Source organism: Streptomyces tendae (assembly GCF_008632955.1).
GTDB lineage: Bacteria > Actinomycetota > Actinomycetes > Streptomycetales > Streptomycetaceae > Streptomyces.
In genome coordinates this window covers 4,975,060-4,999,971 of record NZ_CP043959.1, presented here as the reverse complement: position 1 = coordinate 4,999,971, position 24,912 = coordinate 4,975,060, and the positions used below count along the sequence as shown (strand labels likewise).

The following is a 24,912-nucleotide window of genomic DNA, read 5'->3' as shown; positions in this document are numbered from 1 at the left end:
CTCGCGGAACAGGGACGACACCACGCGCAGGGCGAAGGTCGCGATGACGATGGAGCCGATGACGACCAGGACGCCGGCCGCCGAGGCGAGGCCGTTCTCGTGCGCCTGGTAGAAGGTCTGGTAGACGGTGTAGGGCAGGTAGCAGGCGGCCACCTGCACGGCGTCCTGCTCGGGCAGCCGGCGCGGCAGGAGACTGCGCTGGAGGACGAGGGCGGCGTCCCGCTCGCGGGTGTAGCGCCGGGCGTTGTCCACGCAGACGGCGGCGCGGGAGACGAGGTCCTCGGCCAGGTGCAGGTCGTCCGTGTCGAAGGGGTTCTGGCGGCGGCGGAAGAACGTGGTGATGCCCAGTGTGATGCCACGGGCCCGGATCGGGACGATCATCACGCTCTGCAGGCCCAGTTCCAGGAAGGTGGACTCCCTGCCCCCCGGCGCACCCACGGCCCATTCCACGGCCAGCGGGTCGAGCTGCTCCTGCCGCCAGGACCGGCCCGTGGTCAGACACCGGACCGGCGGCGAGTCGGCCAGGTAGGTGACGACCGCGCCGCTGTCGACGACGGTCCGCGGCAGGTCCTCGAACAGCGACCGGTGCCCCGCCCGGCGCAACGGCACCCGCGCGGACCCGGCGAGCGGCTCCGGAGCCGGCTCGGCGCCCCGCAGCACCGTCTCCAGCAGGTCCACGGTGACGAAGTCGGCGACCCCGGGCACGGCGACGTCCGCCAGTTCCTGCGCGGTGTGCATGATGTCGAGGGTGCGCCCGATGTACTCGCCGGCCCGGTCGAGCAGGGCGAGGCGCTGCCGGGCGCGGTGCCGCTCGGTGATGTCGACGACGGTGTAGTACACGCCCATCGGGCGGCCCCGTTCGTCCTCGAGCCGGGTGAACGACAACATGTGCGCGGTCTCCCGCAGCGGCGCCGAGCGCACGCGGCCGACGTGCTCGTAGTCGACGAATTGCTCACCGGTCTCCAGCACGTGCCGCATCCGCTCCTCGACGGCGTCGGCGTTCATGCCCGGCTGCACGTCCGCGAACCGCAGCCCGAGACGCTGCGCGGCGGAACCCCCGCCGAACTGTTCCAGGGCGGCGTTGGACCACACGTAACGCAGGTCGGTGTCCACGATCGCGATGCCGATGGGGTTCCCGGCGACGATCTGCTCCAGCACGGCACGGCTCATGTCCCAGCCGGGGGCGTCGGCCAGTTCCGACAGCAGCACGAGCAGCGAGCCGGGGCCGCGCGGCGCCGCGGTCGGGGCGACCCGCACCATCAGCTCGACCGGCTGCCCGTCCCGGTGCCGGGCGGTCATCAGCCCCGCCCATTCGCTCGCGCTCAGGCACCGCTCGACGAGGTCCGGCACCCGTTCGGCGTCGTCGGGTTCGAGCAGGTCGGCGAACTTGCGGCCCACGGCCTCCGTCGCGGTGTGGCCCAGCAGGCGTTCCGCCCGGGTGGTCCAGCCCGCCACCAGGCCGTGCGGGTCCAACAGCAGGGGCGCGGCGTCGGCCACGTCGAACCCCTGCCGGGTTACTCCCTGCTCCTTGTGTCCGTCCACGGACGGCCTCTCTGTCGCTGAGAGTGGTCTGTCACCTTTGTCCCCATTCTTGCCCCCATCTTCACCCCGGGGACGGGCCAAGGGCTTCCCGGGCGTGGGCCACCGGTGCGCGCGATCCGGTGCGGGGCACGCCGACGCCCCCGCCGGGACACCCGGCGGGGGCGCTGACGAAAGGGCTCAGGACCCGTTGCCGAGGACCTTCTCCAGGGTGCGCAGGGCCTCCTGCAGCTCCTCCGCGGTGATCGTCAGCGGAGGCGCCAGACGCACGGTCGAACCGTGGGTGTCCTTCACCAGGACGCCCTCGCGCATGAGGCGCTCACTGATCTCGCGGCCGGTGCCGAGCGCCGGGTCGACGTCCACGCCCGCCCACAGGCCCCGGCTGCGGAACCCGGTGACGCCCTTGCCGACGAGCGCCTCCAGGCCCTCCCGCAGGACCACGCCCAGTTCCGCCGCCCGCCGCTGGAACTCACCCGTCTCCAGCAGCTCCACCACGGCCGTGCCCACCGCGGCGGCCAGCGGGTTCCCGCCGAAGGTCGACCCGTGTTCACCCGGACGGAGTACCTGGAGCACCTCACGCCGGGCCACCACCGCCGACACCGGCACGATGCCGCCGCCGAGCGCCTTGCCGAGCAGCACCACGTCCGGGACGACCGACTCGTGCTCCACGGCGAGCGTGCGGCCGGTGCGGCCCAGGCCCGACTGGATCTCGTCGGCGACGAACAGGCAGCCCGCGCGCCGCGTCAGCTCCCGCACCCCGGCCAGATAGCCGTCGTCCGGCACCACCACGCCCGCCTCGCCCTGGACGGGCTCGATCAGCACCGCCGCCGTCGTCTCGTCGACGGCCGCCTCCATGGCCTCGAGGTCGTTGTACGGCACCACCCGGAACCCCGGGGTGAACGGGCCGAACCCGGACCGCGCGACCTCGTCCGTGGAGAAGCTCACGATCGTCGTCGTGCGGCCGTGGAAGTTGTCCGCCGCCACCACGATAGTCGCCCGGTCGGCCGGGACGCCCTTGACGTCGTAGGCCCACTTGCGGGCCACCTTGATGCCGCTCTCCACCGCCTCGGCGCCGGTGTTCATCGGCAGCACCATGTCCAGGCCGGTCAGCGCGGCCAGCCGCTCCGCGAACCCCGCGAGGCGGTCGTTGTGGAAGGCGCGCGAGGTCAGCGTGAGCCGGTCCAGCTGGCGGTGCGCCGCCTCGATCAGCGCCGGGTGCCGGTGGCCGAAGTTCAGCGCCGAGTAGCCGGCCAGCATGTCCAGGTACCTGCGGCCCTCTACGTCCTCCACCCAGGCGCCCTCCGCGCGGGCGACGACCACGGGGAGGGGGTGGTAGTTGTGCGCGAGGACCGGCTCCTCCGCGCCGATCAGCTCGGCGGACGAACGCGTACGGGCGACAGAGGTCATGAGCGGATCTCCTGAGTGCAGCACTTGATGCCCCCGCCCGCCTTGTGGAACTCGGACAGGTCGACGGGGACGGGAACGTAACCGCGGTCGGCGAGCCGGGCGGCGAGCGAGGCCGCGCCCGGCGGGACGAACACATGGCGGCCGTCCGAGACGGAGTTCAGGCCGAACGCCATGGCGTCCTCCCGGGTGGCGAGCACGGCGTCCGGGTACAGCCGCTCCAGCACCTCACGGCTGCCCGGCGAGAACGCCTCCGGGTAGTACGCGACGTTCTCCTCGTCCAGCACGAACAGCGCCGTGTCGAGGTGGTAGAAGTACGGGTCCACCAGGGTCAGGCCGATCACCGGCACCCCGAAGAACTCCTGCACCTCGCGGTGCGCCTCGGGGGTGGTGCGGAAACCGGTCCCGGCGAGGATCCAGCGCCCGGCGGGCGCCAGGTCGCCCTCGCCCTCGCACACCGACTCCGGATGCTGGACGTCGAACCCCTGGGCCTTGAACCAGGCCTCGTACGGCACCGACTCCGGGCGCCGCTCCGGCGCGTGGAAGCGGGAGCCGAAGACGCGGCCCCCCACGACGACCGCCGCGTTCGCGGCGAACACCATGTCGGGCAGTCCGGGCAGCGGTTCCACGGTGTCCACGGTATGGCCGTGGCGGCGGTAGGCGTCGACCAGCGACAGCCACTGCCGCCGGGCGAGTGAGACGTCGACGGGACGGTCGGGACGCATCCAGGGATTGATCGCGTACCGCACGGCGAAGAACCTGGGTTCACAGACGAGATAGCGCCGTGGGCGCGCCACACGTGATTCGGGCACGAAGGGGTTCCTCCGCTTCACACGGTGTCAACAAGGGGTGACTCCACGGTAGGGACGGAGCATCACGACCGACAAGCGACGGATCCTGCGCGTCCACGCAGGATCACTGCGTCTTTCCGCCCCTCAACGCACGTCCGGTGCGTCGTCCGGGGCGGGCTGCGTCACTCCCGCCTCAGGACTGTCGGGCAGCAGGTGCGACAGCACCATCACGCTGATCGTCTTCCGGATGAACGGCTCCTGGCGGATGCGCTCCAGCACCTCCTCGAAGTGCTCCACGTCCCGCGCCCGCACGTGCAGCAGCGCGTCCGCGCCCCCGGTCACCGTCATCGCCGCCGCGATCTCCGGATGGTTGCGCACCACCTCCGCCAGCCGCCGGGGAGGTGCCGCGCCCTCGCAGTACACCTCCACGTACGCCTCCGTGCGCCAGCCGAGCGCGGAGGGCCGCACGGTCGCCGTGAACCCGGTGATGACCCCGGTCTCCCGCAGCCTGTCCACCCGGCGCTTGACCGCCGTCGCCGACAGGCCGACGGACGCCCCGATCTCCGCGAAGGACGTCCTGGCGTTCGCCATCAGAGCGGTGACGATCTTCCGGTCGAGTTCGTCGAACGGCGTGGGCCTGCTGTTCATGCGGGCACTGTATCCACGCCGGCCCCACGGCCACCCCGCGTCCGCCCCGAGACGACCGGGCGCCGGATCGGCCGCACACGCCCTTGTCCCGCACGTAGTCCCGACCCGGAGATCCCCCCTACACTCCACCTTCATGCTGCGCGCCCTCGCCGTCGACGACGAACGCCCCTCGCTGGAGGAGTTGCTGTACCTGCTGAACGCGGATCCGCGCATCGGCAGCGTGGAAGGCGCGGGCGACGCCACGGAGGCCCTGCGCCGCATCAACCGCGCGCTGGAGAGCGGCCCCGACGGGCCCGAGGCCATCGACGTCGTCTTCCTCGACATCCAGATGCCGGGCCTGGACGGACTGGACCTCGCCCGGCTGCTCACCGGCTTCGCCCGGCCGCCGCTCGTCGTGTTCGTCACCGCCCACGAGGACTTCGCCGTCCAGGCCTTCGACCTCAAGGCCGTCGACTACGTGCTCAAACCCGTCCGCAAGGAGCGGCTGGCCGAAGCGGTCAGGCGGGCCGACGCCCAGCGCGGCACCACCCCGCCCGGCCCCGCCCAGCGCATCCCCGTGCACGAGCCCGACCCCGACCACATAGCCGTGGAACTCGGCGGCGTCACCCGCTTCGTCGCCGTCGACGACATCACCCACGTCGAGGCGCAGGGCGACTACGCCCGCCTGCACACCGACCGCGGCAGCCACCTCGTACGCATCCCGCTGTCCACCCTGGAGGAGCGCTGGCGCTCACGCGGCTTCGTCCGCATCCACCGCCGCCATCTGGTCGCCCTGCGCCACATCGGCGAACTGCGGCTCGACGCCGGCACGGTGAGCGTCCTGATCGGGTCCGAGGAACTCCAGGTCAGCCGGCGCCACGCCCGCGAGCTGCGGGACCTTCTGATGCGCCGGACCACGGGCTGACGGGGGGAGAGGTCCGCATGCCCCAGGAACCCGCCGAGCGCCGGGTGGTCGTCACCGGCCCGCCCCGCCGCGCCCGGCGCACCTCCGGCTACTACCGCCCGCGCACCGAGATCGACGAGCAGACCACCCTCGGTCACACCTACGTCCGCACCCTGATGCGTATCCAGCTGCGCGCCGGACTCACCGTGTTCGCCGTCCTCGCCCTGCTCATCGGCCCGCTGCCGCTGGTCTTCGCCGCCGCCCCCGACGCCCGCCGCCTGGAGTGGGCGGTCCTCGGCTTCGGGCTCTACCCCCCGCTGGTCCTGCTCGCCCGCTGGTACGTGCGCCGCGCCGAACGCAACGAACGCGACTTCGTGCGGCTCGTCGAGGACCGCTGAGACCAGGGGACCGGCACCACCGTGAACACCGCCTACGCCGTCACCGCCGTCGCGCTCGTCGCCGTCGCGACCGTTCTCGTCGGCGCCTTCGGCCTGCGCATATCGCGCACCACCTCCGACTTCTACGTCGCCTCCCGTACCGTCGGCCCCCGGCTCAACGCGGCGGCCATCAGCGGGGAGTACCTCTCCGCCGCCTCCTTCCTCGGCATCGCCGGACTCGTCCTGATCCAGGGCCCGGACATGCTCTGGTACCCGGTCGGCTACACCGCCGGGTACCTGGTGCTGCTGCTGTTCGTGGCCGCGCCGCTGCGCCGCTCCGGCGCCTACACGCTGCCCGACTTCGCCGAGGCCCGGCTCTCCTCGCACACGGTGCGACGGCTCGCGGGCACCCTCGTCGTCGGCGTCGGCTGGCTGTACCTGCTGCCCCAGCTCCAGGGCGCGGGACTCACCCTCACCGTGCTCACCGACGCCCCCGACTGGCTCGGCGCGGTGATCGTCGCCGTGGTGGTGACGGTGATAGTGGCCGCCGGCGGCATGCGCAGCATCACCTTCGTCCAGGCCTTCCAGTACTGGCTGAAACTGACCGCCCTGCTGATACCCGCCCTGTTCCTGGTGCTCGCCTGGCAGCGCGACGGGGCACCCAGCCACGCCTTCGACGAGCCCGCCGAGTTCCGCGAGCAGCGCGTGGTGCGCGTCGACGGCACCGTCGACCTGCGCATCACCTCCCCGCTCACGGTGACCGTGGACGGCACCGTCGACGGCCGCGACCACACGGGCACCGAGGTTCACCTCCCCGCCGGCACCCACCGCGTCGACGGCGGCACCCGGCTCACCTTCGCCGCCGGCGCGGAGGTCCCCACCACCGGCAACGGCGCCGACGACGCCCTGTCGCCCTCCCGCGCCGAGAGCCGCACCGAACGCCCGCTGTACGCCACGTACGGGCTGATTCTCGCCACCTTCTTCGGCACCATGGGCCTGCCGCACGTGGTGGTCCGCTTCTACACCAGCCCGCACGGGGTCGCCGCCCGCCGCACCACCGTCGCCGTCCTCGGCCTGATCGGCGCCTTCTACCTGCTGCCCCCCGTCTACGGCGCTCTCGGCCGGCTGTACGCCCCCGAGCTGACCCTCACCGGGGACGCGGACGCCGCCGTCCTGCTGCTGCCCGGCCGGATGATCGGCGGGACCGGCGGCGACCTGCTGGGCGCGCTGGTCGCCGGGGGAGCGTTCGCCGCGTTCCTGTCCACCGCCTCCGGGCTCACCATGGCCGTGGCCGGGGTGCTCACCCAGGACGTGCTGCCCTCGCGCGGCGTACGCCACTTCCGCCTCGGCACCGTGCTCGCCATGGCCGTGCCCCTGGCCGCGAGCATCCTGGTCGGCGGGCTGCCGGTGGCCGACGCCGTGGGCCTCGCCTTCGCCGTGTCCGCCTCGTCGTTCTGCCCGCTGCTCGTCCTCGGCATCTGGTGGCGCCGGCTGACCCCGCCGGGCGCGGCGGCCGGGATGCTGGTCGGCGGCGGCTCCGCGTTCCTCGCCGTCGCCGCCACCATGGCCGGCTACCCGGGCGCCGGGCCCTGGCACGCGCTGCTCGCCTGGCCCGCCCTCTGGTCGGTGCCGCTGGGCTTCCTCACGATGGTGCTGGTCTCGCTGGCCACCCCCGGCCGGGTCCCGCCCGGCACGGCCGCGGTCCTGGCCCGCTTCCACCTGCCGGAAGAGCTGCGTACGGAGGTGTCCGCGTGATCGGTTTCCTCGCCGGGCTGCTCGTCGCCGTGCTGCCCCTGCTGGCCGCCGGGTTCTGGCTGGGCCGGCGCACGGCACGGCCCGCGGGACTCGCCGGACTCGGCACCCCCGTCGAGCACGCCACCTTCGAGACCCTGCACACCGCCTCGCTGGCCACGCCCCCGCTGCGGGCGGGCCTCACCGAGGAGACCGCCCGCAAGTCGGCCCGCAAGCTGCGCTCCCTGCTCGGCACCGACGCCCTGTGCCTCACCGACCGCGCGGAGGTCCTCGTCTGGGACGGCGTGGGCGCCCACCACCGGGCCGAGATCATGGAGCGCCTCGCCGGGCCCCTGGACACCGGCCGGGGCGAGGCCTTCCCGCTCACCTGCGACACCCCGGACTGCACCGTCCGCTGGGCCGTGGTCGCCCCGCTCACCGTGGACGACCGGGTGCACGGCGCCCTCGTCGCCTGCGCGCCCCGCGAGTCGGCGGTGCTGGTGCGGGCCGCCGGGGAGGTCGCCCGCTGGGTCTCCGTCCAGCTGGAGCTCGCCGACCTGGACCAGTCCCGCACCCGGCTGATCGAGGCCGAGATCCGGGCCCTGCGCGCACAGATCTCCCCGCACTTCATCTTCAACTCGCTCGCGGTGATCGCGTCCTTCGTGCGCACCGACCCCGAGCGCGCCCGCGAGCTGCTGCTGGAGTTCGCCGACTTCACCCGCTACTCGTTCCGCCGGCACGGCGACTTCACCACCCTCGCCGACGAACTGCACGCCATCGACCACTACCTGGCGCTGGTGCGGGCACGCTTCGGCGACCGCCTCTCCGTCACCCTGCAGATCGCCCCCGAGGTGCTGCCGGTCGCCCTGCCCTTCCTGTGCCTTCAACCGCTGGTGGAGAACGCCGTCAAGCACGGCCTGGAGGGCAAGGCCGACAAGTGTCACATCCAGATCACGGCGCAGGACGCGGGCGCCGAGGCGCTCGTGGTCATCGAGGACGACGGCGCGGGCATGGACCCCGACCTGCTGCGCCGCATCCTCGCCCGCGAGGTCAGCCCCACCGGCGGCATCGGCCTGTCCAACGTCGACGACCGGCTCCGCCAGGTCTACGGCGACGACCACGGGCTGGTCATCGAGACGGCCGCGGGCGCGGGCATGAAGATCACCGTCCGGCTGCCCAAGTACCAGCCGGGCGTGCACCTGGCGGGGCGGCTCACCCCGCGGTGAGGCGAGCCGCCTCCGGGCGGGGTGCTCAGGCGCTGCGGGTGGCGACCATCCCGAGCGTGATCAGGCCCAGGACGACCCAGCCGAACCACAGCCAGCCGTTGCTGCCGAGCGCCACCGTGTAGGCCGTCACGGCGACCAGGGCGCCGACGGTGATCACTCCCATGGTCTTGATCGAGGTGGAACCGTTCGTGGTACCGGGCATCGCGACACCCTCCTCCTGGTTCGGTCCCTCCATGGTGCCCCGGTTTCCCGGATCGAGGCGGGTGCGGGAGCCAGGGCCTTCCGTTCGGATCAGGCCGGGCTCGCGGGCCTGATCCAGACGGAAGACCCTAACCGCGCGCGTTGAGGGAGGCCAGGTAGGCGTTGTACGCCTCCAGCTCCTTGTCGCCGTCCCGGTCGGCGGCACGGTCCTTGCGGCGGGCCTGCCGCTGGTCCGAGGCGTACCACTGGAACAGCAGCGCGATCAGCACCAGGACCGACGGGACCTCGCTGAACGCCCAGGCGATGCCGCCGGCCGCGTTCTGGTCGGACAGGGTGTCGATGCCCAGCGACGCGGGCGGGTCCTGGAAGGTGGTGACCATCGGGGTGGACGCCATCATCAGCGCGATGCCGAAGAACGCGTGGAACGGCATGCCCGCGAACAGCTCCAGCATCCGCATCAGGTGCCCCGGCCGGTGCGGACCCGGGTCCACGCCCATGATCGGCCAGAAGAACACCAGGCCGACGGCGAGGAAGTGCACCATCATCACCGCGTGGCCGACCGCCGACCCCATCAGGAAGTCGAACAGCGGGGTGAAGTAGAGGGCGTACAGGCTCGCGATGAACATCGGGATGGTGAACAGCGGGTGCGTGACGACCCGCATGTAGCGGCTGTGCAGCAGCATCAGCAGCAGCTCGCGCGGCCCCTTGCTGCCGCGCACGGCCGCCGGGGGCAGGGCCCGCAGCGCCAGGGTGATCGGGGCGCCGAGCAGGAGCAGGATCGGCGACACCATGCTGATGACCATGTGCTGCACCATGTGCACACTGAACATCACCATGCCGTAGTCGTTCAGCGCCGTGCACATCACCAGCATGATGCTCAGCACGCCGGCGGCGAACGAGACGGTCCGCCCCACCGGCCACTTGTCACCGCGCCGCACCAGCCGGACCACGCCCCAGCCGTACAGCGCGAGCCCCAGCAGGCAGGCGACGAGAAAGAACGGGTCCGCCGACCAGGCGAGCCCTCGCCCCAGCGTGAACGGCGGCAGATCCATGGTCATGCCGTGCCCGCTGTGATCCATCGGCCGGCTCCCTTTTGATCCAGGTTGTACGCAATCGGTCCGCACCAGACTAGAACCGCCCCCGGCGACGTCCGTCACCGGGGGCGGTCTGTGAAGCCCGTCTCACGCGCCGGGCGACGGCCGGGGGATCAGAGCACGCACTCCGCCTCGGCGTACCGCGCCTCGGGCACGGTCTTCAGCGTCTCCACGGCCTCCGCGAGCGACACCATGACGATGTCGGTGCCGCGCAGGGCGGTCATCTGCCCGAAGTCGCCGCGGTGCACGGCCTCCACCGCGTGCCAGCCGAACCGGGTGGCCAGCACCCTGTCGTACGCGGTGGGCGTCCCGCCGCGCTGGACGTGCCCGAGGATGACCGGGCGGGCCTCCTTGCCGAGCCGCTCCTCCAGCTCCAGGGAGAGCTGCCGGGCGATGCCGGCGAACCGCTCGTGGCCGTAGACGTCCTTGCCGCCCTCGTCGAAGTCCATGGTCCCGGCCTTCGGCTTGGCGCCCTCCGCAGCGACCACGATCGCGAACCGCTTGCCGGCCGAGAAGCGCTCGCCGACCTTGGCGGTCAGCTCGTCGATGTCGAAGGGCCGCTCGGGCACCACGATCGCGTGGGCGCCGGCCGCCATGCCGGAGTGCAGCGCGATCCAGCCCGTGTGCCGGCCCATGACCTCCACGATCAGCACGCGCTGGTGCGACTCGGCGGTGGTCTTCAGCCGGTCCAGGGCCTCGGTGGCCACCCCGACGGCCGTGTCGAACCCGAAGGTCACGTCGGTGACCGCGATGTCGTTGTCGATGGTCTTCGGCACACCGACTATCGGCAGACCGTTGTCGGACAGCAGCCGGGCCGCCTTGAGGGTGCCCTCACCGCCGATGGGGATGATCGCGTCCAGGCCGAGCTCCTCGACATGGCCACGGGCCCGCTCCACACCGTCCCGCAGATGCTCGGGACGCACCCGGGAGGAGCCGAGGATGGTGCCGCCGCGGGCGAGGATGCCGCCCACCGCGTCGAGGTCGAGCTTGAGGTAGTCGCACTCCAGGAGGCCCTTCCACCCGTCGCGGAAGCCGATGACCTCGTCGCCGTGGTCGACGACGGCACGGTGCACGACGGACCGGATGACGGCGTTCAGGCCGGGGCAGTCGCCGCCGGACGTGAGGACACCAATGCGCATAGCCCGAAACAACCTTCTCGAAGTGGGCCGGACCGGACCGCGCTGTCCGGCTCGATCCCCGCCACCCTAGCCGCTCCCGGGGGCGGTGCCGCATCTCGCGTCCGCCTGCTGGACCACCCCGCTCACCTGTGCGGAGGAGGCGTCAGACGGGCCGGTCCCGGCCTGTCCGACGCCTCCTGCACCGTGCTCGGTCAGCCCCTCACGCGGGCTGCTGGGCGGCCGCGATGCGCTCGTTGCGCAGGGCCTCGTACCACCGGTCGTCGGTCGGCGGCAGCGCGTTCACGTCCAGCGCGAGCTTCAGCAGCAGGTCCGCGATCTGCGGGTTGCGGGCCAGCACGGGGCCGTGCATGTACGTGCCGAAGACGGTGTCGTTGAACGCGCCCTCGGTGCCGTCCCCGGTGCCGTTGCCGTTGCCGAAACGCACCTGGGCGAACGGGCGGGCGGAGGGGCCCAGATGGGTGATGCCCTGGTGGTTCTCGAACCCGGTCAGCGGGGGCAGCCCCAGCTGCGGGTTGATGTCCCCGAGCACGTCACCCACGCACCGGTCGCCCTCGCCGCGCACCGACACCACGTCGAGCAGGCCGAGGCCGGGCTCGCGCTGGCCGAGGTCGTTGATGAACTCGTGGCCGAGGATCTGGTAGCCGGCGCACACCGAGAAGACGATCGCGCCGTTCCCCACGGCCCGGTGCAGGCCCCCGTCGCGGCGCAGCCGCTCGGCGGCCAGCCGCTGCGGACGGTCCTCACCGCCGCCGATCAGGTAGATGTCGCCGGAGGTCGGGATGGGCTGGTCGCTGCGCACGTCGAGCCGCGCCACGTCCAGGCCGCGCTGCCGCGCCCGGCGCTCGACGACCAGGGCGTTGCCCTGGTCGCCGTAGGTGCTGAGCAGGTCCGGGTAGATCCAGACGACCCGCAGCTGGTTGTCGCTCACTTCAAGTCCCCTGAGGTGTCGTGGGTCAGTTGCCGACGCGGCGGCGCAGGTCCTGGAACGCGGTGTAGTTGGCGATGACCTCGATCCGGCCCGGCGGAGACATCTGGATCGCCTGGTCGAGGTTCTCGCACACCTGGAACTGCTGGTTGGCGACCTCCAGACGCACCGCGAGGTCCAGCTTGCGGTCACCGATGACGCAGATCGGGTGGCCGGTCAGCCGGGTGTAGTCGACGTCCCACAGCCAGGAGGTGTCGGTGCCGTCGGCCGAGCGCGCGTTCACCGACAGGATCACCGGGGTCGGCGGCGGGTCGATCAGGGAGAACGTCTCCAGCCAGCCCGCGGGGTTCTTCGCGAGCAGCAGGCGCAGGTCACGGCCCTGGAACTGGACGACGTCGTAGCGGCCGGCCACGGCCTGCACCTGGTACATGCGCTCCAGGGCGACCTGCGGCGGCACCCCGAAGACGGCGGCGACGGCGGCGGAGGACGCGGCGTTGGCCTTGTTGGCCCGGCCCGGCAGCTGGAGGTGGATCGGCCAGGCGGAGCCGTGCGGGTCGAGCACGTGGTCGCCGGAGAGCGCCCAGCTCGGAGTGGGGCGGCGGAAGCCGCACTCGCCGCAGAACCAGTCGTCGCCCGGACGCTGCATCACGCCGCCGCAGGACGGGCAGGACCAGGCATCGTCCTTCCACATCTGGCCGGCGGCCACCCAGATCACGTTGGGGGCCGACGACGCGGCCCACACCACCAGCGGGTCGTCGGCGTTGGCCACGACGACGGCCTTGGTGCCGGCCAGGCCCTCGCGCCAGTTCTCCGCGAGCATGCGGGTCTCCGCGGCGCGGTCGAGCTGGTCGCGGGAGAGGTTGAGCAGCGCGATGCACTTCGGCTCGGTGGCCTGGGCGACGCCGACGAGGTACTTCTCGTCGACCTCGATCACGCCGAAGCGGGACTCCGATCCGGCCGCGAGGGCCGAGGTGATGCCGGCCGGCATGTTGGCCCCGAGCGCGTTGGAGACGACCGGGCCGGCCGCCTTGAGCGCCTCGGCGATGAGCCGGGTGGTGGTGGTCTTGCCGTTGGTCGCCGAGACGAGGGTCACGTCCAGGTGCTGGGCGAGCCGGGCGAGGAGATCGGGGTCGAGCTTGAGTGCCACCCGGCCGCCGATCACCGAACCGCTGCCGCGCCCCGCGGCGCGGGATGCCGCTGCGACCGCCTTCCCGGCGGTCACGGCCAGCTTGGCCCGCGGCGTGAGCGGGTCCGAGTTGCCTGCCATCAGTTCTCGATCCTCCTTGCGTACGCGCCGCGTCTGTGCCTGACGGCCACGTGGTGTGGGCTCAGCCTATCGAGATCCATTCGCCCTCCTGAACCGTGGCCTCCATCGTGAGACGGGGCGGGGTCGCTAGGACCGTACCCTTGCCGCCATGCGACACGGCTCCATCCCCGGCGTCCACGGACGCGTCCGGCCCCTCACCCTGCTCGGCGACCCGGTGCTGCACGCGCCCTGCGCGGAGGTCACCGAGTTCGGTCCGGAACTCGCCCGGCTGGTGGAGGACTTGTTCGCGACGATGTACGCGGCGCAGGGCGTGGGCCTGGCCGCGAACCAGATCGGGGTGCCGCTGCGGGTGTTCGTCTTCGACTGCCCGGACGACGAGGACGTGCGCCATCTGGGGCACGTGGTGAACCCGCGGCCGGTGGTGACGGACGGGGTGGTGGTGCGCGGTCCCGAGGGCTGTCTGTCGCTGCCCGGCCTGGAGGCGGGGACGGAGCGGTACGACCACGCGGTGGTCGAGGGCGTCACCGTGACCGGGGAGCCGGTCACCGTGCACGGCACGGGTTTCTTCGCCCGGTGCCTGCAGCACGAGAGCGACCATCTGGAGGGCACGGTCTACGCCGACCGGCTCACCGGCCGCCGCCACCGCAAGCTGATGCGCCAGGTCTCCCGGGCCTCCTGGCACCGCCCCGCCTGAGCCGGGTCCGGGGCTCAGAAGCCCGGCCCCCCGACCTTGTCGCCCGCGGCCGCCAGGCGACCCCACAGCAGGTCGGCCAGGCTGCGCACCAACTCGGCCCGGGAGCACGGGCGTTCGCCCAGCCACCAGTCGCCGGCCGCGTGCATCATGCCGACGATGCCGTGGCCCCAGACCCGGGCCAGCTGGTGGCTGCCCGGTCCGAGGTCCAGGCGCTCCTCGATCACCTGCGCCAGTTCCTCGCCCATCCGGCGCAGCAGCGGCGCCGAGTGCTTGCCGACGTCGAAGGTCTGGTCGCTCGGCGTGCCCTCCGCCGGATGCATCAGGAAGCGGTACACCTGGGGCCGGGCCTCGATCGCCGAGAGGTAGGTGTCGAGGGTGGCCTCGACCCGCTCCCGCCGCTCCGCGGGGGCGTCCAGCGCGGCCCGCAGCGAGGACAGCAGGGCGTCGGTGTGCCGTTTGGCCAGGGCGGCGTAGAGTCCCCCCTTGTCGCCGAAGTGCCGGTAGAGGATCGGCTTGGTGATGCCGGCCTCGGCGGCGATCGCGTTCATCGAGGCCCCCGGGCCGTCGCGCAGCACCACTCGGTCGGCGGCCTCCAGCAGCTCGCGCCGGCGTCGGTCGGCGGACCGCTGCTGCTCGGTCCGCTGTGTGGTGTCCATGTGCTCTCCCCACCCGTGCTGAATCGGTGACGCCTGCGCAAACTAACACTGACCACGGCCCGGACATCGAACGGGATACCGACGCCTTCTGGGGAGTTGACTTTTCCTACTTGCCGGTAACAGACTGGGGTTACCGCAAGTAACACGCACGTGCGCCGCCGCTGGAGGAGTCATGGCCGAGTTCACCATGGAGCTCAACGACGAACAGAAGGAGGTGCGGGACTGGCTGCACGGCTTCGCCGCCGACGTCATCCGCCCCGCCGCCGCCGAATGGGACGAGCGTGAGGAGACTCCCTGGCCGGTCATCCAGGAGGCGGCCAAGGTCGGCATCTACTCCCTGGACTTCTACGCCCAGCAGTACTTCGACGCAAGCGGCCTCGGCATCCCCATGGCGATGGAGGAGCTGTTCTGGGGCGACGCGGGCATCGCGCTGTCGATCGTGGGCACCGGCCTCGCGGCCGTCGGCGTCCTCGCCAACGGCACCGAGGAGCAGATCGGCACCTGGATCCCCCAGATGTACGGCGACGCGAACGACGTCAAGGTGGCGGCCTTCTGCTCCTCCGAGCCCGACGCCGGCTCCGACGTGGCGTCGATGCGCACCCGCGCGGTGTACGACGAGGCCAAGGACGAGTGGGTGATCAACGGCACCAAGACGTGGGCGACCAACGGCGGCATCGCCAACGTCCACGTCGTGGTCGCGGTCGTCGACCCGGACCTCGGCTCCAAGGGGCACGCCTCCTTCATCATTCCGCCGAACACCCCCGGCTGCTCCCAGGGCCAGAAGTTCAAGAAGCACGGCATCCGCGCCTCGCACACCGCCGAGGTCATCCTGGACAACGTGCGCGTCCCCGGCTCCTGCCTGCTCGGCGGCAAGGAGAAGCTGGACGAGCGTCTGGCCCGTGCCCGGGAGAGGGCGAAGAAGGGCGGTGAGCGCGTCAAGAACGCCGCCATGGCCACCTTCGAGGCGTCCCGCCCGGCCGTCGGCGCGATGGCGGTGGGCACCGCCCGCGCCGCCTACGAGGTCGCCCTGGAGTACGCCCAGACGCGTGAACAGTTCGGCCGCCCGATCATCGACAACCAGGGCGTCGCCTTCCAGCTCGCCGACATGCGCACCCAGATCGACGCCGCCCGCCTGCTGGTGTGGCGTGCCTCCTGGATGGCCGTCAACGGCAAGCCGTTCACCGCGGCCGAGGGTTCGATGTCGAAGCTGTTCGCCAGCGAGACGGCCAAGAAGGTCACCGCCCAGGCGATCCAGATCCTCGGCGGCAACGGCTACACCCGCGAGTACCCGGTCGAGCGGATGCACCGGGACGCCGCCATCTACACCATCTTCGAAGGGACGAGCGAGATCCAGCGCCTGGTGATTGCCCGCACCCTCTCGGGCATGCCGATCCGCTGACGGCCGCCCCCACGGAACGACCCGGCGGTGCGGGCGGCACCGCCGGGTCTCACGTTTCGAGTGAGGTCCGCTACGGCGTGGTGCCGCTGCTGTGCGCGATGCACGCGACGTCGATCCGGTCCGCGAGCTTCGCGAGTTCGATCGTCAGCGCGGCGACCGTGTCCTCGTCGAGTCCGCCCTCGCCGGCCTCGACCAGCCGGACCCACCGGCCGCCCACCGTGCGCAGCAGCTTGCTGACGTCGGCGGCGGCCACCTGGAGGGTGCCGCGATCGTCGACGATCAGAGGCAGTGTCACTTCGCGGTTCACAGTCGGGATCGTAGCCGTGCGGGCGTCACGCGCCGTGCCAAACCGTGGTGATGTTGCAGAACTCGCGGATTCCGTGCCCGGACAGCTCACGTCCGTACCCGGAGCGCTTCACCCCGCCGAACGGGAACGCCGGGTGGGACGCCGTCATGCCGTTCACGTACACGCTGCCCGCCTCCAGATCCCGCACGAACCGGTCGATCTCCGCCTCGTCACGGGTCCAGACGTTGGAACTCAGCCCGAACAGCGTGTCGTTGGCGATGAGTACCGCTTCGTCCAGGTCGTCCACGCGGTAGAGCGTGGCGACCGGCCCGAAGGTCTCCTCCCGGTGGATGCGCATCTCCCGGTCGATGCCGGCCAGCACGGTCGGCGGGTAGAACCAGCCGGGCCCGTCCGGGCGTTCGCCACCGCACAGCACCGTGGCGCCGGCCCGCACGGCGTCGTCGACCAGCTCCTCCAGGTCCTCGCGGCCCCGTTCGCTGGAGAGCGGGCCGACGTCGGTGTCCTCCTGCGTCGGGTCGCCGACCTTCAGCGCCTTCATCCCGGCGACGAACCGCTCGGTGAAGGCGTCGTAGACGTCCGTGTGCACGATGAACCGCTTGGCGGCGATGCAGGACTGCCCGGCGTTCTGCGCCCGGGCGGTCACCGCGACCTCGGCGGCCCGGTCCAGGTCGGCGGAGGGCATGACCACGAACGGGTCGCTGCCGCCCAGCTCCAGCACCGTCTTCTTGATCATCTCCCCGGCGGTGGAGGCGACGGCCCGGCCCGCGGGCTCGCTGCCCGTGAGGGTGGCCGCCTTGATCCGCTCGTCCCGCAGCAGGTCGTCGATCGCGGCGGAGCCGATCAGCAGGGTCTGGAAGCAGCCCTCGGTGAAGCCCGCGCGGTGGAAGAGGTCCTCCAGGTACAGGGCGGTCTGCGGCACGTTCGACGCGTGCTTGAGCAGCCCGACGTTCCCCGCCATCAGGGCGGGGGCGGCGAACCGCACCACCTGCCACAGCGGGAAGTTCCACGGCATCACGGCGAGCACCGGACCCAGCGGCCGGTAGCGCACCAGGACCCGGGAAGCGCCGGAGTCCTTCACGTCGGAGGCGCCGGGCTCCTCGTCGGCGAGCAGCTCGGCCGCGTGGTCGGCGTACCAGTGCATCGCCTTGGCGCACTTCGCGGCCTCCGCGCGCGCCTGCGTGATCGGCTTGCCCATCTCCGTGGTGATCACCCGGCCGATGGCGTCCTGGTCCTCGTCGAGGATCTCGGCGGCCCGGTGCATCAGACGGGAGCGCTCCTCGAAGGTCGTCGTCCGGTACGTGCGGAACGTGGCCTCCGCGAGCTGGAGCCTGCGTTCCAGCTCGTCCTCGTCCATGGGGTGGTACGTCTTGACGGTCTCGCCGTTCGCCGGATTCACCGTGGCGATGTGCATCACTGGCCTCCATGGGACGGGCTGTGCTCTGACGACCTTCCCGCGCGCCGGTGGGCGCCGCAACGTGGGAGGGCCTCTCAGAGCGAGTGCTCCGCCAGGCGGTCCAGAAACGCGGTCTGTGCGGAGACGACCACCTCACGGGCGCGGTCCAGGGAGAACCAGGCCACCCGGTCCAGCTCCGGGAACTCCTGCGTCCGTCCCGACCTGGGCGGCCACTCCATGGTGAACGTGCCGGGCACCACGGCCGCCGGGTCCAGGTCGGCCTCCACCGCCCACGCGGTCACGGTCTTGCCGCCCGACTGACGGACCTCCCCGAGCGGCACCGCCTCCCCGTCCGGCGGGGGCAGCCCCAGCTCCTCCTCGAACTCGCGGCGCGCCGCTTCCCAGGCTGCCTCGTCGGGCCCGTACTCGCCCTTCGGCACCGTCCAGGCCCTGGCGTCCCGGCACGCGTGGAACGGCCCACCCATGTGGCCGAGCAGCACCTCGACGCCCTCACCGGTGCGCCGGAACAGCAGCAGTCCCGCGCTGCGGGCCTTCGTCACGGCCGTACCTCCGGGTGGGCGGCGAGCAGGGTCTCGACCGTGTCGGCCTCCTCCGGGCGCTTGTCCTCGCGGTAGCGGATCACCCGGGCGAAGCGCAGGGTGACACCGGCCGGGTAGCGGGTGGAGCGCTGCAGGCCGTCGTAGGCGATCTCCACGACGAGTTCGGGGCGCACGGTCACGGTGTAGCCGTTCTCGCCGACCGCGATCTCCCGCAGCCGGTCGGTCTGCCACCGGAGCATCGCGTCGGTCATGCCTTTGAACGTCTTGCCGAGCATCACGAAGCCGCCGTCGGCGGCGCGGGCGCCCAGATGCAGGTTGGACAGCTTCCCGGTGCGGCGCCCGTGACCCCACTCGGCGGCCAGCACCACCAGGTCCAGCGTGTGCACCGGCTTGACCTTCAGCCAGGACGCGCCGCGCCGCCCCGCGCTGTAGGGAGCATCCAGGCCCTTGACGACGACGCCCTCGTGGCCGCGCTCCAGCGTCTCGGAGAGGAACCGCTCCGCCGCCTCCAGGTCCTCGGGCCCCGACACCACCGTGCGCCGCACCCGCATCGGTTCCGGCACCAGCCGGGCCAGTTCGGCGTGCCGCTCGGTGAACGGCAGGTCCAGCAGGTCGCGGCCGTCGACCGAGAGCGCGTCGAAGAACACCGGGGCCACGGGCGTCCCCCGGGCCGCCGTCGCCACGTCCACCCGGGACCCGACCCGCCCGGCGGTCTCCTGGAAGGACCGCGGCCGTCCGGTGCCGTCGAAGGAGATGACCTCCCCGTCCAGGATGAACCGCCCTACCGCCAGCTCCCGCGCCGCGGCGGTCACCTCGGGCAACCGGTCCGTGATGTCGTCCAGGGTGCGGGTGTGCACCCGCACGGTGTCCCCGTCGCGGTGCACCTGCACGCGGATGCCGTCGAGCTTCTCCTCGACCGCGCAGGCGCCCAGCTTCCCGACCGCCTCGGCGACCGAGGAGGCGCTGTGCGCCAGCATCGGCTGCACCGGACGCCCGACGGTGAGCCGGAACCGCTCCAGCGCCCCTGGCCCGTCCGCCAGCAGCGCCCCGGCGACCGGCTGCAGGGACCCCGCGAGCATCACCGCCCGCCGTACGTCCGCCGGGGCCGCGCCCGTCGCCTGGGCCAGCCCTTCCACCGCCACCGCGTCCAGCGCGCCCTGCCGGACCTCGCCGGTGAGCAGCCCCACCAGGAACCGCTGCTCCGCCTCGGTGGACGCGCCCAGCAGCTCGCCCACCAACCGGCCGCGTTCCGCCTGCGATCCGGGCCCGGACACCTCGGCGAGCCGGGTGAGCAGCGCGTCCACCTCGCGCACCGTCAGGGACGGCTCGGCGGCGGGCGCGACCGGACGGCCCAGCACCTTCCAGCCGACACCGATCCGCCCCTGCGGCAGCCGGCCCGCCAGATAGGGGATGACCACCGGGACGTCGTCCGGCTCTGCCTCCCGGAACAGTTCGGCGAGCAGGGCGGTCTTCCGGGACCGCGCCGAGGTGGCGGCCACCTCCTGGGACACCTGGGCCAGCCGGGACAGCAACATGCAGCCATGGTGCTACGGAGGCGGGCCCTCCACACCCGCGCCGCGCAGGGTCAGCCGGCGATCGCCGCGTCCAGGTCCGTCATCCGCAGGTCCCCGACGACCGCGGTCGCCGCCCGGTAGCCGCCGCTCGCCGCGTGCACCACCTGCTCGGTGAACCCGATCGCGTTGCCCGCCGCCCACACGCCCGGCACGCTGGTCAGCCCGTTCCCGTCGACCACCGGGTACGTCCCGAACGGCGTCTCGTCCATCTCCGCGCCCAGCCGCTCCAGCAGCCCCGTCTGCGGCACCGGACGCGGCCCCACGAACAGCACGGACCGGGGGTGCACGGTGCCGTCGGACATCCGCACCCCGGTGAGCCGGTCGTCCTCGGCCACCAGCCCGGCCACCTCGCCGGGCACCACGTCCACCCCGGCCGCGGCCAGCCGCCGCAGGTCGACGTCGGTCAGCTCCTCCTCGGCGACCCGGTGCAGGAACAGCATCGTGTCCTTCGACCACCGGGACACCATCAGCGCCTGGTGCACGCTCATCGCGCTCGACGCGAGCACCCCGAAGGGCTCGTCGCGCACCTCCCAGCCGTGGCAGAACGGGCAGTGCAGCACGTCCCGTCCGAACCGCTCGGCGACTCCGGGGACGTCCGGCATCTCGTCCTTGAGCCCGGTGGCCACGATCAGCCGCCGCGCGCGCACGCTTGCGCCCTTCTCCAGCGCGACCGTGAAGTCCTCGCCGGGGGTGACGTCCACGACCCGGTCCCGGACCAGCTCCACGTCGTAGCGCGCGATCTCCTCCCGGCCGAGCGCCAGGAACTCGGCGGGCGCCATCCCGTCCCGGGTCAGATAGCCCTGCATGTGCGCCGAGGGCGCGTTGCGCGGCTCGCCGGCGTCGACCACCAGCGTGCGGTGCCGGGCCCGCCCCAGCACCAGCGCGGCGGACAGTCCCGCCGCTCCTCCTCCCACCACGACCACGTCGTAGCGGCTTTCCGTGCGGTCCGTCTCGTTCGTCGTCTGCATGGCGACCACCTCCACGACGACGGTCGCCCCGGACGGCGCGGATTGACAAACAACTTTGCCGAAACTGCAATGTGCACATGGTGACGGACGACGTTCTCGCGGAAGTGGGCCCCCGGCTGCGCCGGATCAGGAAGGAACGGGAGGTGACGCTCGCGGCGCTGGCGGAGGCGACCGGCATCTCGGTCAGCACCCTGTCCCGGCTGGAGTCCGGGCAGCGCAGACCGGGCCTGGACCTGCTGCTTCCGATCGCCCAGGCCCATCAGGTGTCGCTGGACGAACTGGTCGGCGCGCCCCCGGTCGGTGATCCGCGGGTGCGCGCCCGGCCGATCGAGCGGGGCGGGCGCACCCACTGGCCGCTCACCCGGCAGCCCGGCGGCCTCCAGGCGTACAAGGTGCTCGAACCCAAGCGGAAGCTGGAGCCCGACCCGCGCACCCACGAGGGCTACGAGTGGCTGTACATCCTCTCCGGCAGGCTGCGGCTGGTGCTGGGTGACCACGACGTGGTGCTGACACCGGGGGAGGCCGCCGAGTTCGACACACGGGTGCCGCACTGGTTCGGCTCGACGGGGGAGGGGCCGGTGGAGTTCCTCAGCCTGTTCGGACCGCAAGGGGAGCGGATGCACGTGCGGGCGCGGCCGAAGACCGGCTGAGCGGGGACGGTTCCCTTGAGGCAAGCGACCGCTTAGTATGCGGGGACCCGGTCAGCGAAGACGACGTTCACCGTTCCGTGGAGGCCCCGCATGCAGGCATGGCAAGTGCACGAACTCGGCGAGCCGGGCGAGGTGATGCGCCTCGCCGACGTCGAACGGCCGACTCCCGGGGAGGGGCAGGTGCTGCTCCGGGTGCGCGCCGCCAACATCAACTTCCCGGACGCGCTGATGTGCCGGGGCCAGTACCAGGTCCGGCCGCCGCTGCCCTTCACCCCGGGTGTGGAGATCTGCGGCGAGACCGAGGACGGGCGCCGGGTGATCGCCAACCCGGCCCTGCCGCACGGCGGTTTCGCCGAGTACGCCCTCGCGGACTCCGCCGCCCTGCTGCCCGCGCCGGACACCCTGGACGACGCCGAGGCCGCGGCCCTGCACATCGGCTACCAGACGGGCTGGTTCGCCCTGCACCGGCGGGCCCGCCTCGAGGCCGGCGAGACCCTGCTGGTGCACGCCGCCGCGGGCGGGGTCGGCAGCGCCGCCGTGCAGCTCGGCAAGGCGGCCGGTGCCACCGTCATCGGCGTGGCCGGCGGCGCCGCGAAGGCGGCCGTGGCCCGCGAGCTGGGCTGCGACGTGGTGATCGACCGGCGCGAGCAGGACGTCGTCGCCGCGGTCAAGGAGGCCACCGGCGGCCGCGGCGCGGACGTGGTCTTCGACCCTGTCGGCGGCGAGGCCTACACCCAGTCCGCGAAGACCGTCGCCTTCGAGGGCCGCATCGTGGTCCTCGGCTTCGCCAGCGGCTCCGTCCCGAGCCCAGCCCTCAACCACGCCCTGATCAAGAACTACGCGATCCTCGGCCTGCACTGGGGCCTGTACAACACCAGGAACCCCAAGCTGGTCCAGCACTGCCACGAGCAGCTCACCGACCTCGCCGCCCGGGGCGCGATCAAGCCGCTGGTGAGCGAGCGCGTGCTGCTCCCCGGGGCCGCCGACGCCGTGCAGCGCGTCGCCGACGGCGTCACCACCGGACGTGTCGCCGTGCTGCCCACCGGGGAGAACGGAGCCGCCGCATGACCGACGCCGACGAACTGCGCCGCCGCACCGCCGCGTTGCTGGCCGCGCACCCGCCCGCCGAGACCGAGCGCCTGGACTTCCTGCGCGCCCGGTTCGACGCCGGACTCGCCTGGGTGCACTTCCCGGAAGGACTCGGCGGACTCGGCCTCCCGCGGTCGCTCCAGGCCCTCGTCGACGCCGAACTGGCGGCCGCCGGAGCCCCCGACAACGACCCGCGCCGGATCGGCATCGGCCTGGGCATGGCCGCCCCGACGATCCTCCAGTACGGCACCGACGAGCAGAAGGCGCGCTTCCTGCGGCCCCTGTGGACCGGCGAGGAGGTCTGGTGCCAGCTCTTCAGCGAGCCCGGCGCCGGCTCGGACCTGGCCGCGCTCGGCACCCGCGCCGTCCGCGAGGGCGACACCTGGGTGGTCGACGGGCAGAAGGTGTGGACGTCCAGCGCCCACGTCGCCCGCTGGGCCATCCTCATCGCGCGCACCGACCCGGACGTGCCCAAGCACCGGGGCATCACCTACTTCGTGTGCGACATGACCGACCCCGGCGTCGAGGTGCGGCCGCTGCGCCAGATCACCGGTGAGGCAGAGTTCAACGAGGTCTTCCTCACCGGCGTCCGCATCCCCGACGCCCACCGGCTCGGCGGGACCGGCGACGGGTGGCGGGTCGCGCAGACCACCCTGAACAACGAGCGCGTCGCCATCGGCGGCATGCGGCTGCCCCGCGAGGGCGGCATGATCGGCCCGGTCGCGAAGACCTGGCGCGAACGCCCCGAGCTGCGCACCCACGATCTGCACCAGCGGCTGCTCAGGCTGTGGGTCGAGGCGGAGGTCGCCCGGCTCACCGGCGAACGCCTGCGCCAGCAGCTCGTCGCCGGACAGCCCGGCCCCGAGGGCGCCGGCATGAAGCTCGCCTTCGCCCGCCTCAACCAGGAGATCAGCGGCCTGGAGGTCGAACTGCGCGGCGAGGAAGGGCTGCTGTACGACGACTGGACCATGCGCCGCCCGGAACTGGTCGACTTCACCGGCCGGGACGCCGGCTACCGCTACCTGCGCTCCAAGGGCAACAGCATCGAGGGCGGGACCAGCGAGGTCCTGCTGAACATCGTCGCCGAGCGCGTCCTGGGCCTGCCCGCCGAGCCGCGCACCGACAAGGACGTCGCCTGGAAGGACCTCGCCCGATGAGCGATCTTCTGTACTCGGAGGAGGAAGAGGCGCTGCGCGCCGCCGTCCGGGACCTGCTCACCGACCACTGCGACGCCGCGTCCGTGCTCGCCCGGATCGAGACGGACGCCCCGCACGACCTGTCCCTGTGGAAGGCGCTCGCCGACGGCATGGGACTCGCCGGCCTGCTGGTGCCCGAGGACAGGGGAGGTCAGGGCGCCACCCACCGTGAAGCCGCCGTGGTCCTGGAGGAGCTGGGACGCGCGGTCGCACCGGTGCCGTACCTGACGAGCGCCGTGGTGGCCACCGAGGCGCTGCTGGCCTGCGCCGACGGCGACGACCTGCTCGCGGACCTGGCGTCCGGGCGGCGGATCGGCGCCCTCGCCGTCGGGCTGCACAAGGCCCCCGGCGCCGCGTTCGCCACCGTCCGCGCGGACGGTGGCGCCCTGCACGGGGAACTGGCCGGCATCGCCGACGCCGCCGTCGCCGACGTTTTGCTGGTGCCGGCGGACGACAGCGGGCTGTACGCGGTGACGGCCGACGCGGTCACCGTCGTTCCGCAGACGTCCCTCGACCTCACCCGGCCCCTCGCCCGCGTCACCCTCGACGGCGCCCCGGGCCGCCGCCTGGGCGACGCCGGACCGGCCGTACGCCGGGCCCTGCGGGCCGGTGCCGGACTGCTCGCCTCGGAACAACTCGGCGTCGCCGAGTGGGCGTTGACCGAAACGGTCCGGTACCTCAAGGACCGCAAGCAGTTCAACCGCCCCGTCGGCGGGTTCCAGGCGCTCAAGCACCGGCTCGCCCAGGTGTGGCTGGAGACCGTCAGCCTCCGCGCCGCCGCACGGGCCGCCGCCGACGCCCTCGCGACCGGTGAGGACACGGACGTGACGGTCGCCGTGGCGCAGGCCTACGCCGCCCCTGTCGCCGTCCGCGCCACCGAGGAGGCGGTGCAACTGCACGGCGGCATCGGCATGACCTGGGAACACCCGGCGCACCTGCACCTCAAGCGCGCCAAGGCCGACTCGATCGCCCTCGGCACGGCGGGCGCCCACCGCGAGGCGCTGGCCGGGCCGGCAGAGCTGCCCGCGCCCTGACCGCCCACACCACGGACACCGGCGGCCCGCCCCCGAGGGGCGGGCCGCCGACGTACGCGCCCCGAGGTGAACGGGCGACGGCGAACCGGCCAACTCCTCGCACGCCCCTGCTTCTTGCGCGCCGCGGGACCCCATACTCACTGGGATCCCGTACGGCACTTCAGGGA

Annotated in this window: 24 protein-coding genes and 1 pseudogene; 10 read left to right on the top strand and 15 right to left on the bottom strand. The window is 72.7% G+C overall.

Translation table 11 applies throughout. From position 1 onward, the window contains the following. Positions 1-132 precede the first annotated feature (132 nt). The 4 genes and pseudogenes from F3L20_RS23050 to F3L20_RS23035 all read right to left on the bottom strand — a co-directional run. Positions 133-1,542: pseudogene (locus F3L20_RS23050) on the bottom strand (PAS domain-containing protein); the annotation flags it as partial. 177 nt (positions 1,543-1,719) lie between these two features. Beyond that, positions 1,720-2,946 (bottom strand): ornithine--oxo-acid transaminase, encoded by a 1,227-nt coding sequence (gene rocD / locus F3L20_RS23045; RefSeq protein WP_150155980.1) that lies wholly within the window; start codon positions 2,944-2,946, stop codon positions 1,720-1,722. Next, positions 2,943-3,755, bottom strand: a complete 813-nt coding sequence (ddaH, locus tag F3L20_RS23040; protein WP_150155979.1) for a dimethylargininase — start codon at positions 3,753-3,755, stop codon at positions 2,943-2,945. Before ddaH ends, rocD begins: the two co-directional genes overlap by 4 nt. Positions 3,756-3,878: 123 nt before the next feature. After that, complete coding sequence (locus tag F3L20_RS23035; RefSeq protein WP_024884926.1) at positions 3,879-4,382, bottom strand: Lrp/AsnC family transcriptional regulator; 504 nt, start codon at positions 4,380-4,382, stop codon at positions 3,879-3,881. Positions 4,383-4,515: 133 nt separating this feature from the next. Between F3L20_RS23035 and F3L20_RS23030 the strand changes: the two genes are divergently transcribed. Genes F3L20_RS23030 through F3L20_RS23015 form a run of 4 tightly spaced genes read left to right on the top strand, consistent with a single transcriptional unit; the run spans position 4,516 to position 8,599 of the window. Further along, on the top strand, positions 4,516-5,286 hold the full coding sequence (locus F3L20_RS23030) for a LytR/AlgR family response regulator transcription factor (RefSeq protein ID WP_150155978.1): 771 nt from the start codon (positions 4,516-4,518) through the stop codon (positions 5,284-5,286). Positions 5,287-5,303: 17 nt separating this feature from the next. Further along, on the top strand, positions 5,304-5,663 hold the full coding sequence (locus tag F3L20_RS23025) for a hypothetical protein (RefSeq protein WP_024884928.1): 360 nt from the start codon (positions 5,304-5,306) through the stop codon (positions 5,661-5,663). Positions 5,664-5,684: 21 nt separating this feature from the next. Continuing rightward, the gene (locus F3L20_RS23020) at positions 5,685-7,397 is read left to right on the top strand and encodes a cation acetate symporter (protein ID WP_150155977.1); all 1,713 of its coding nucleotides are present in this window, start codon (positions 5,685-5,687) and stop codon (positions 7,395-7,397) included. Then, positions 7,394-8,599 (top strand): sensor histidine kinase, encoded by a 1,206-nt coding sequence (locus F3L20_RS23015; RefSeq protein ID WP_145826039.1) that lies wholly within the window; start codon positions 7,394-7,396, stop codon positions 8,597-8,599. The genes F3L20_RS23020 and F3L20_RS23015 overlap by 4 nt, the downstream gene beginning before the upstream one ends. 25 nt (positions 8,600-8,624) lie before the next feature. Here F3L20_RS23015 and F3L20_RS23010 read toward each other — a convergent pair whose 3' ends face one another. From F3L20_RS23010 to F3L20_RS22990, 5 genes are all read right to left on the bottom strand, one after another. Further along, entirely contained in the window at positions 8,625-8,801 is a 177-nt protein-coding gene (locus tag F3L20_RS23010) for a hypothetical protein (protein WP_167534585.1), read from the bottom strand. A gap of 127 nt (positions 8,802-8,928) precedes the next feature. Further along, on the bottom strand, positions 8,929-9,879 hold the full coding sequence (locus tag F3L20_RS23005; RefSeq protein ID WP_150155976.1) for a cytochrome c oxidase assembly protein: 951 nt from the start codon (positions 9,877-9,879) through the stop codon (positions 8,929-8,931). A 128-nt stretch (positions 9,880-10,007) separates the two neighbouring features. Further along, a complete protein-coding gene (locus tag F3L20_RS23000) occupies positions 10,008-11,033 on the bottom strand; it encodes a 6-phosphofructokinase (protein WP_093552004.1) in 1,026 nt (341 codons plus the stop codon). A 199-nt stretch (positions 11,034-11,232) separates the two neighbouring features. Continuing rightward, on the bottom strand, positions 11,233-11,961 hold the full coding sequence (locus F3L20_RS22995) for a type 1 glutamine amidotransferase (protein WP_145826036.1): 729 nt from the start codon (positions 11,959-11,961) through the stop codon (positions 11,233-11,235). Positions 11,962-11,986: 25 nt separating this feature from the next. Continuing rightward, on the bottom strand, positions 11,987-13,225 hold the full coding sequence (locus F3L20_RS22990) for a Mur ligase family protein (RefSeq protein ID WP_150155975.1): 1,239 nt from the start codon (positions 13,223-13,225) through the stop codon (positions 11,987-11,989). A gap of 148 nt (positions 13,226-13,373) precedes the next feature. On the opposite strand from F3L20_RS22990, the gene def reads away from it, so the two are divergent. Then, positions 13,374-13,919, top strand: a complete 546-nt coding sequence (def, locus tag F3L20_RS22985) for a peptide deformylase (RefSeq protein ID WP_150155974.1) — start codon at positions 13,374-13,376, stop codon at positions 13,917-13,919. A gap of 14 nt (positions 13,920-13,933) precedes the next feature. Here the strand turns inward: def and F3L20_RS22980 are convergent, their stop codons facing one another. Further along, on the bottom strand, positions 13,934-14,575 hold the full coding sequence (locus F3L20_RS22980; protein ID WP_024884937.1) for a TetR family transcriptional regulator: 642 nt from the start codon (positions 14,573-14,575) through the stop codon (positions 13,934-13,936). A 172-nt stretch (positions 14,576-14,747) separates the two neighbouring features. Here F3L20_RS22980 and F3L20_RS22975 point away from each other — a divergent pair, with 172 nt between their 5' ends. After that, positions 14,748-15,974 carry an acyl-CoA dehydrogenase family protein gene (locus tag F3L20_RS22975; protein ID WP_145826033.1) on the top strand — a complete coding sequence of 409 codons (1,227 nt, stop codon included), beginning with the start codon at positions 14,748-14,750 and terminating at the stop codon, positions 15,972-15,974. Between the two features lie 70 nt (positions 15,975-16,044). Here the strand turns inward: F3L20_RS22975 and F3L20_RS22970 are convergent, their stop codons facing one another. The 5 genes from F3L20_RS22970 to F3L20_RS22950 all read right to left on the bottom strand — a co-directional run bounded on the left by F3L20_RS22970 (position 16,045) and on the right by F3L20_RS22950 (position 20,776). After that, on the bottom strand, positions 16,045-16,281 hold the full coding sequence (locus F3L20_RS22970) for a DUF6213 family protein (RefSeq protein ID WP_006135192.1): 237 nt from the start codon (positions 16,279-16,281) through the stop codon (positions 16,045-16,047). Between the two features lie 25 nt (positions 16,282-16,306). Next, entirely contained in the window at positions 16,307-17,692 is a 1,386-nt protein-coding gene (locus F3L20_RS22965) for an NADP-dependent succinic semialdehyde dehydrogenase (protein ID WP_150155973.1), read from the bottom strand. A gap of 77 nt (positions 17,693-17,769) precedes the next feature. Beyond that, complete coding sequence (locus F3L20_RS22960; protein ID WP_150155972.1) at positions 17,770-18,234, bottom strand: NUDIX domain-containing protein; 465 nt, start codon at positions 18,232-18,234, stop codon at positions 17,770-17,772. Continuing rightward, on the bottom strand, positions 18,231-19,769 hold the full coding sequence (locus F3L20_RS22955) for an ATP-dependent DNA ligase (RefSeq protein WP_150155971.1): 1,539 nt from the start codon (positions 19,767-19,769) through the stop codon (positions 18,231-18,233). The genes F3L20_RS22960 and F3L20_RS22955 overlap by 4 nt, the downstream gene beginning before the upstream one ends. 50 nt (positions 19,770-19,819) lie before the next feature. Continuing rightward, positions 19,820-20,776: an NAD(P)/FAD-dependent oxidoreductase gene (locus tag F3L20_RS22950; protein WP_150155970.1), complete on the bottom strand. Its 957-nt coding sequence runs from the start codon at positions 20,774-20,776 to the stop codon at positions 19,820-19,822. Positions 20,777-20,853: 77 nt separating this feature from the next. Here F3L20_RS22950 and F3L20_RS22945 point away from each other — a divergent pair, with 77 nt between their 5' ends. The 4 genes from F3L20_RS22945 to F3L20_RS22930 all read left to right on the top strand — a co-directional run bounded on the left by F3L20_RS22945 (position 20,854) and on the right by F3L20_RS22930 (position 24,745). Further along, entirely contained in the window at positions 20,854-21,426 is a 573-nt protein-coding gene (locus F3L20_RS22945) for a helix-turn-helix domain-containing protein (RefSeq protein WP_145826029.1), read from the top strand. A 90-nt stretch (positions 21,427-21,516) separates the two neighbouring features. Beyond that, a complete protein-coding gene (locus F3L20_RS22940) occupies positions 21,517-22,494 on the top strand; it encodes an NADPH:quinone oxidoreductase family protein (RefSeq protein WP_150155969.1) in 978 nt (325 codons plus the stop codon). Continuing rightward, on the top strand, positions 22,491-23,672 hold the full coding sequence (locus tag F3L20_RS22935) for an acyl-CoA dehydrogenase family protein (protein ID WP_150155968.1): 1,182 nt from the start codon (positions 22,491-22,493) through the stop codon (positions 23,670-23,672). Before F3L20_RS22940 ends, F3L20_RS22935 begins: the two co-directional genes overlap by 4 nt. Beyond that, positions 23,669-24,745: an acyl-CoA dehydrogenase family protein gene (locus tag F3L20_RS22930; RefSeq protein WP_150155967.1), complete on the top strand. Its 1,077-nt coding sequence runs from the start codon at positions 23,669-23,671 to the stop codon at positions 24,743-24,745. The genes F3L20_RS22935 and F3L20_RS22930 overlap by 4 nt, the downstream gene beginning before the upstream one ends. Positions 24,746-24,912 lie beyond the last annotated feature (167 nt).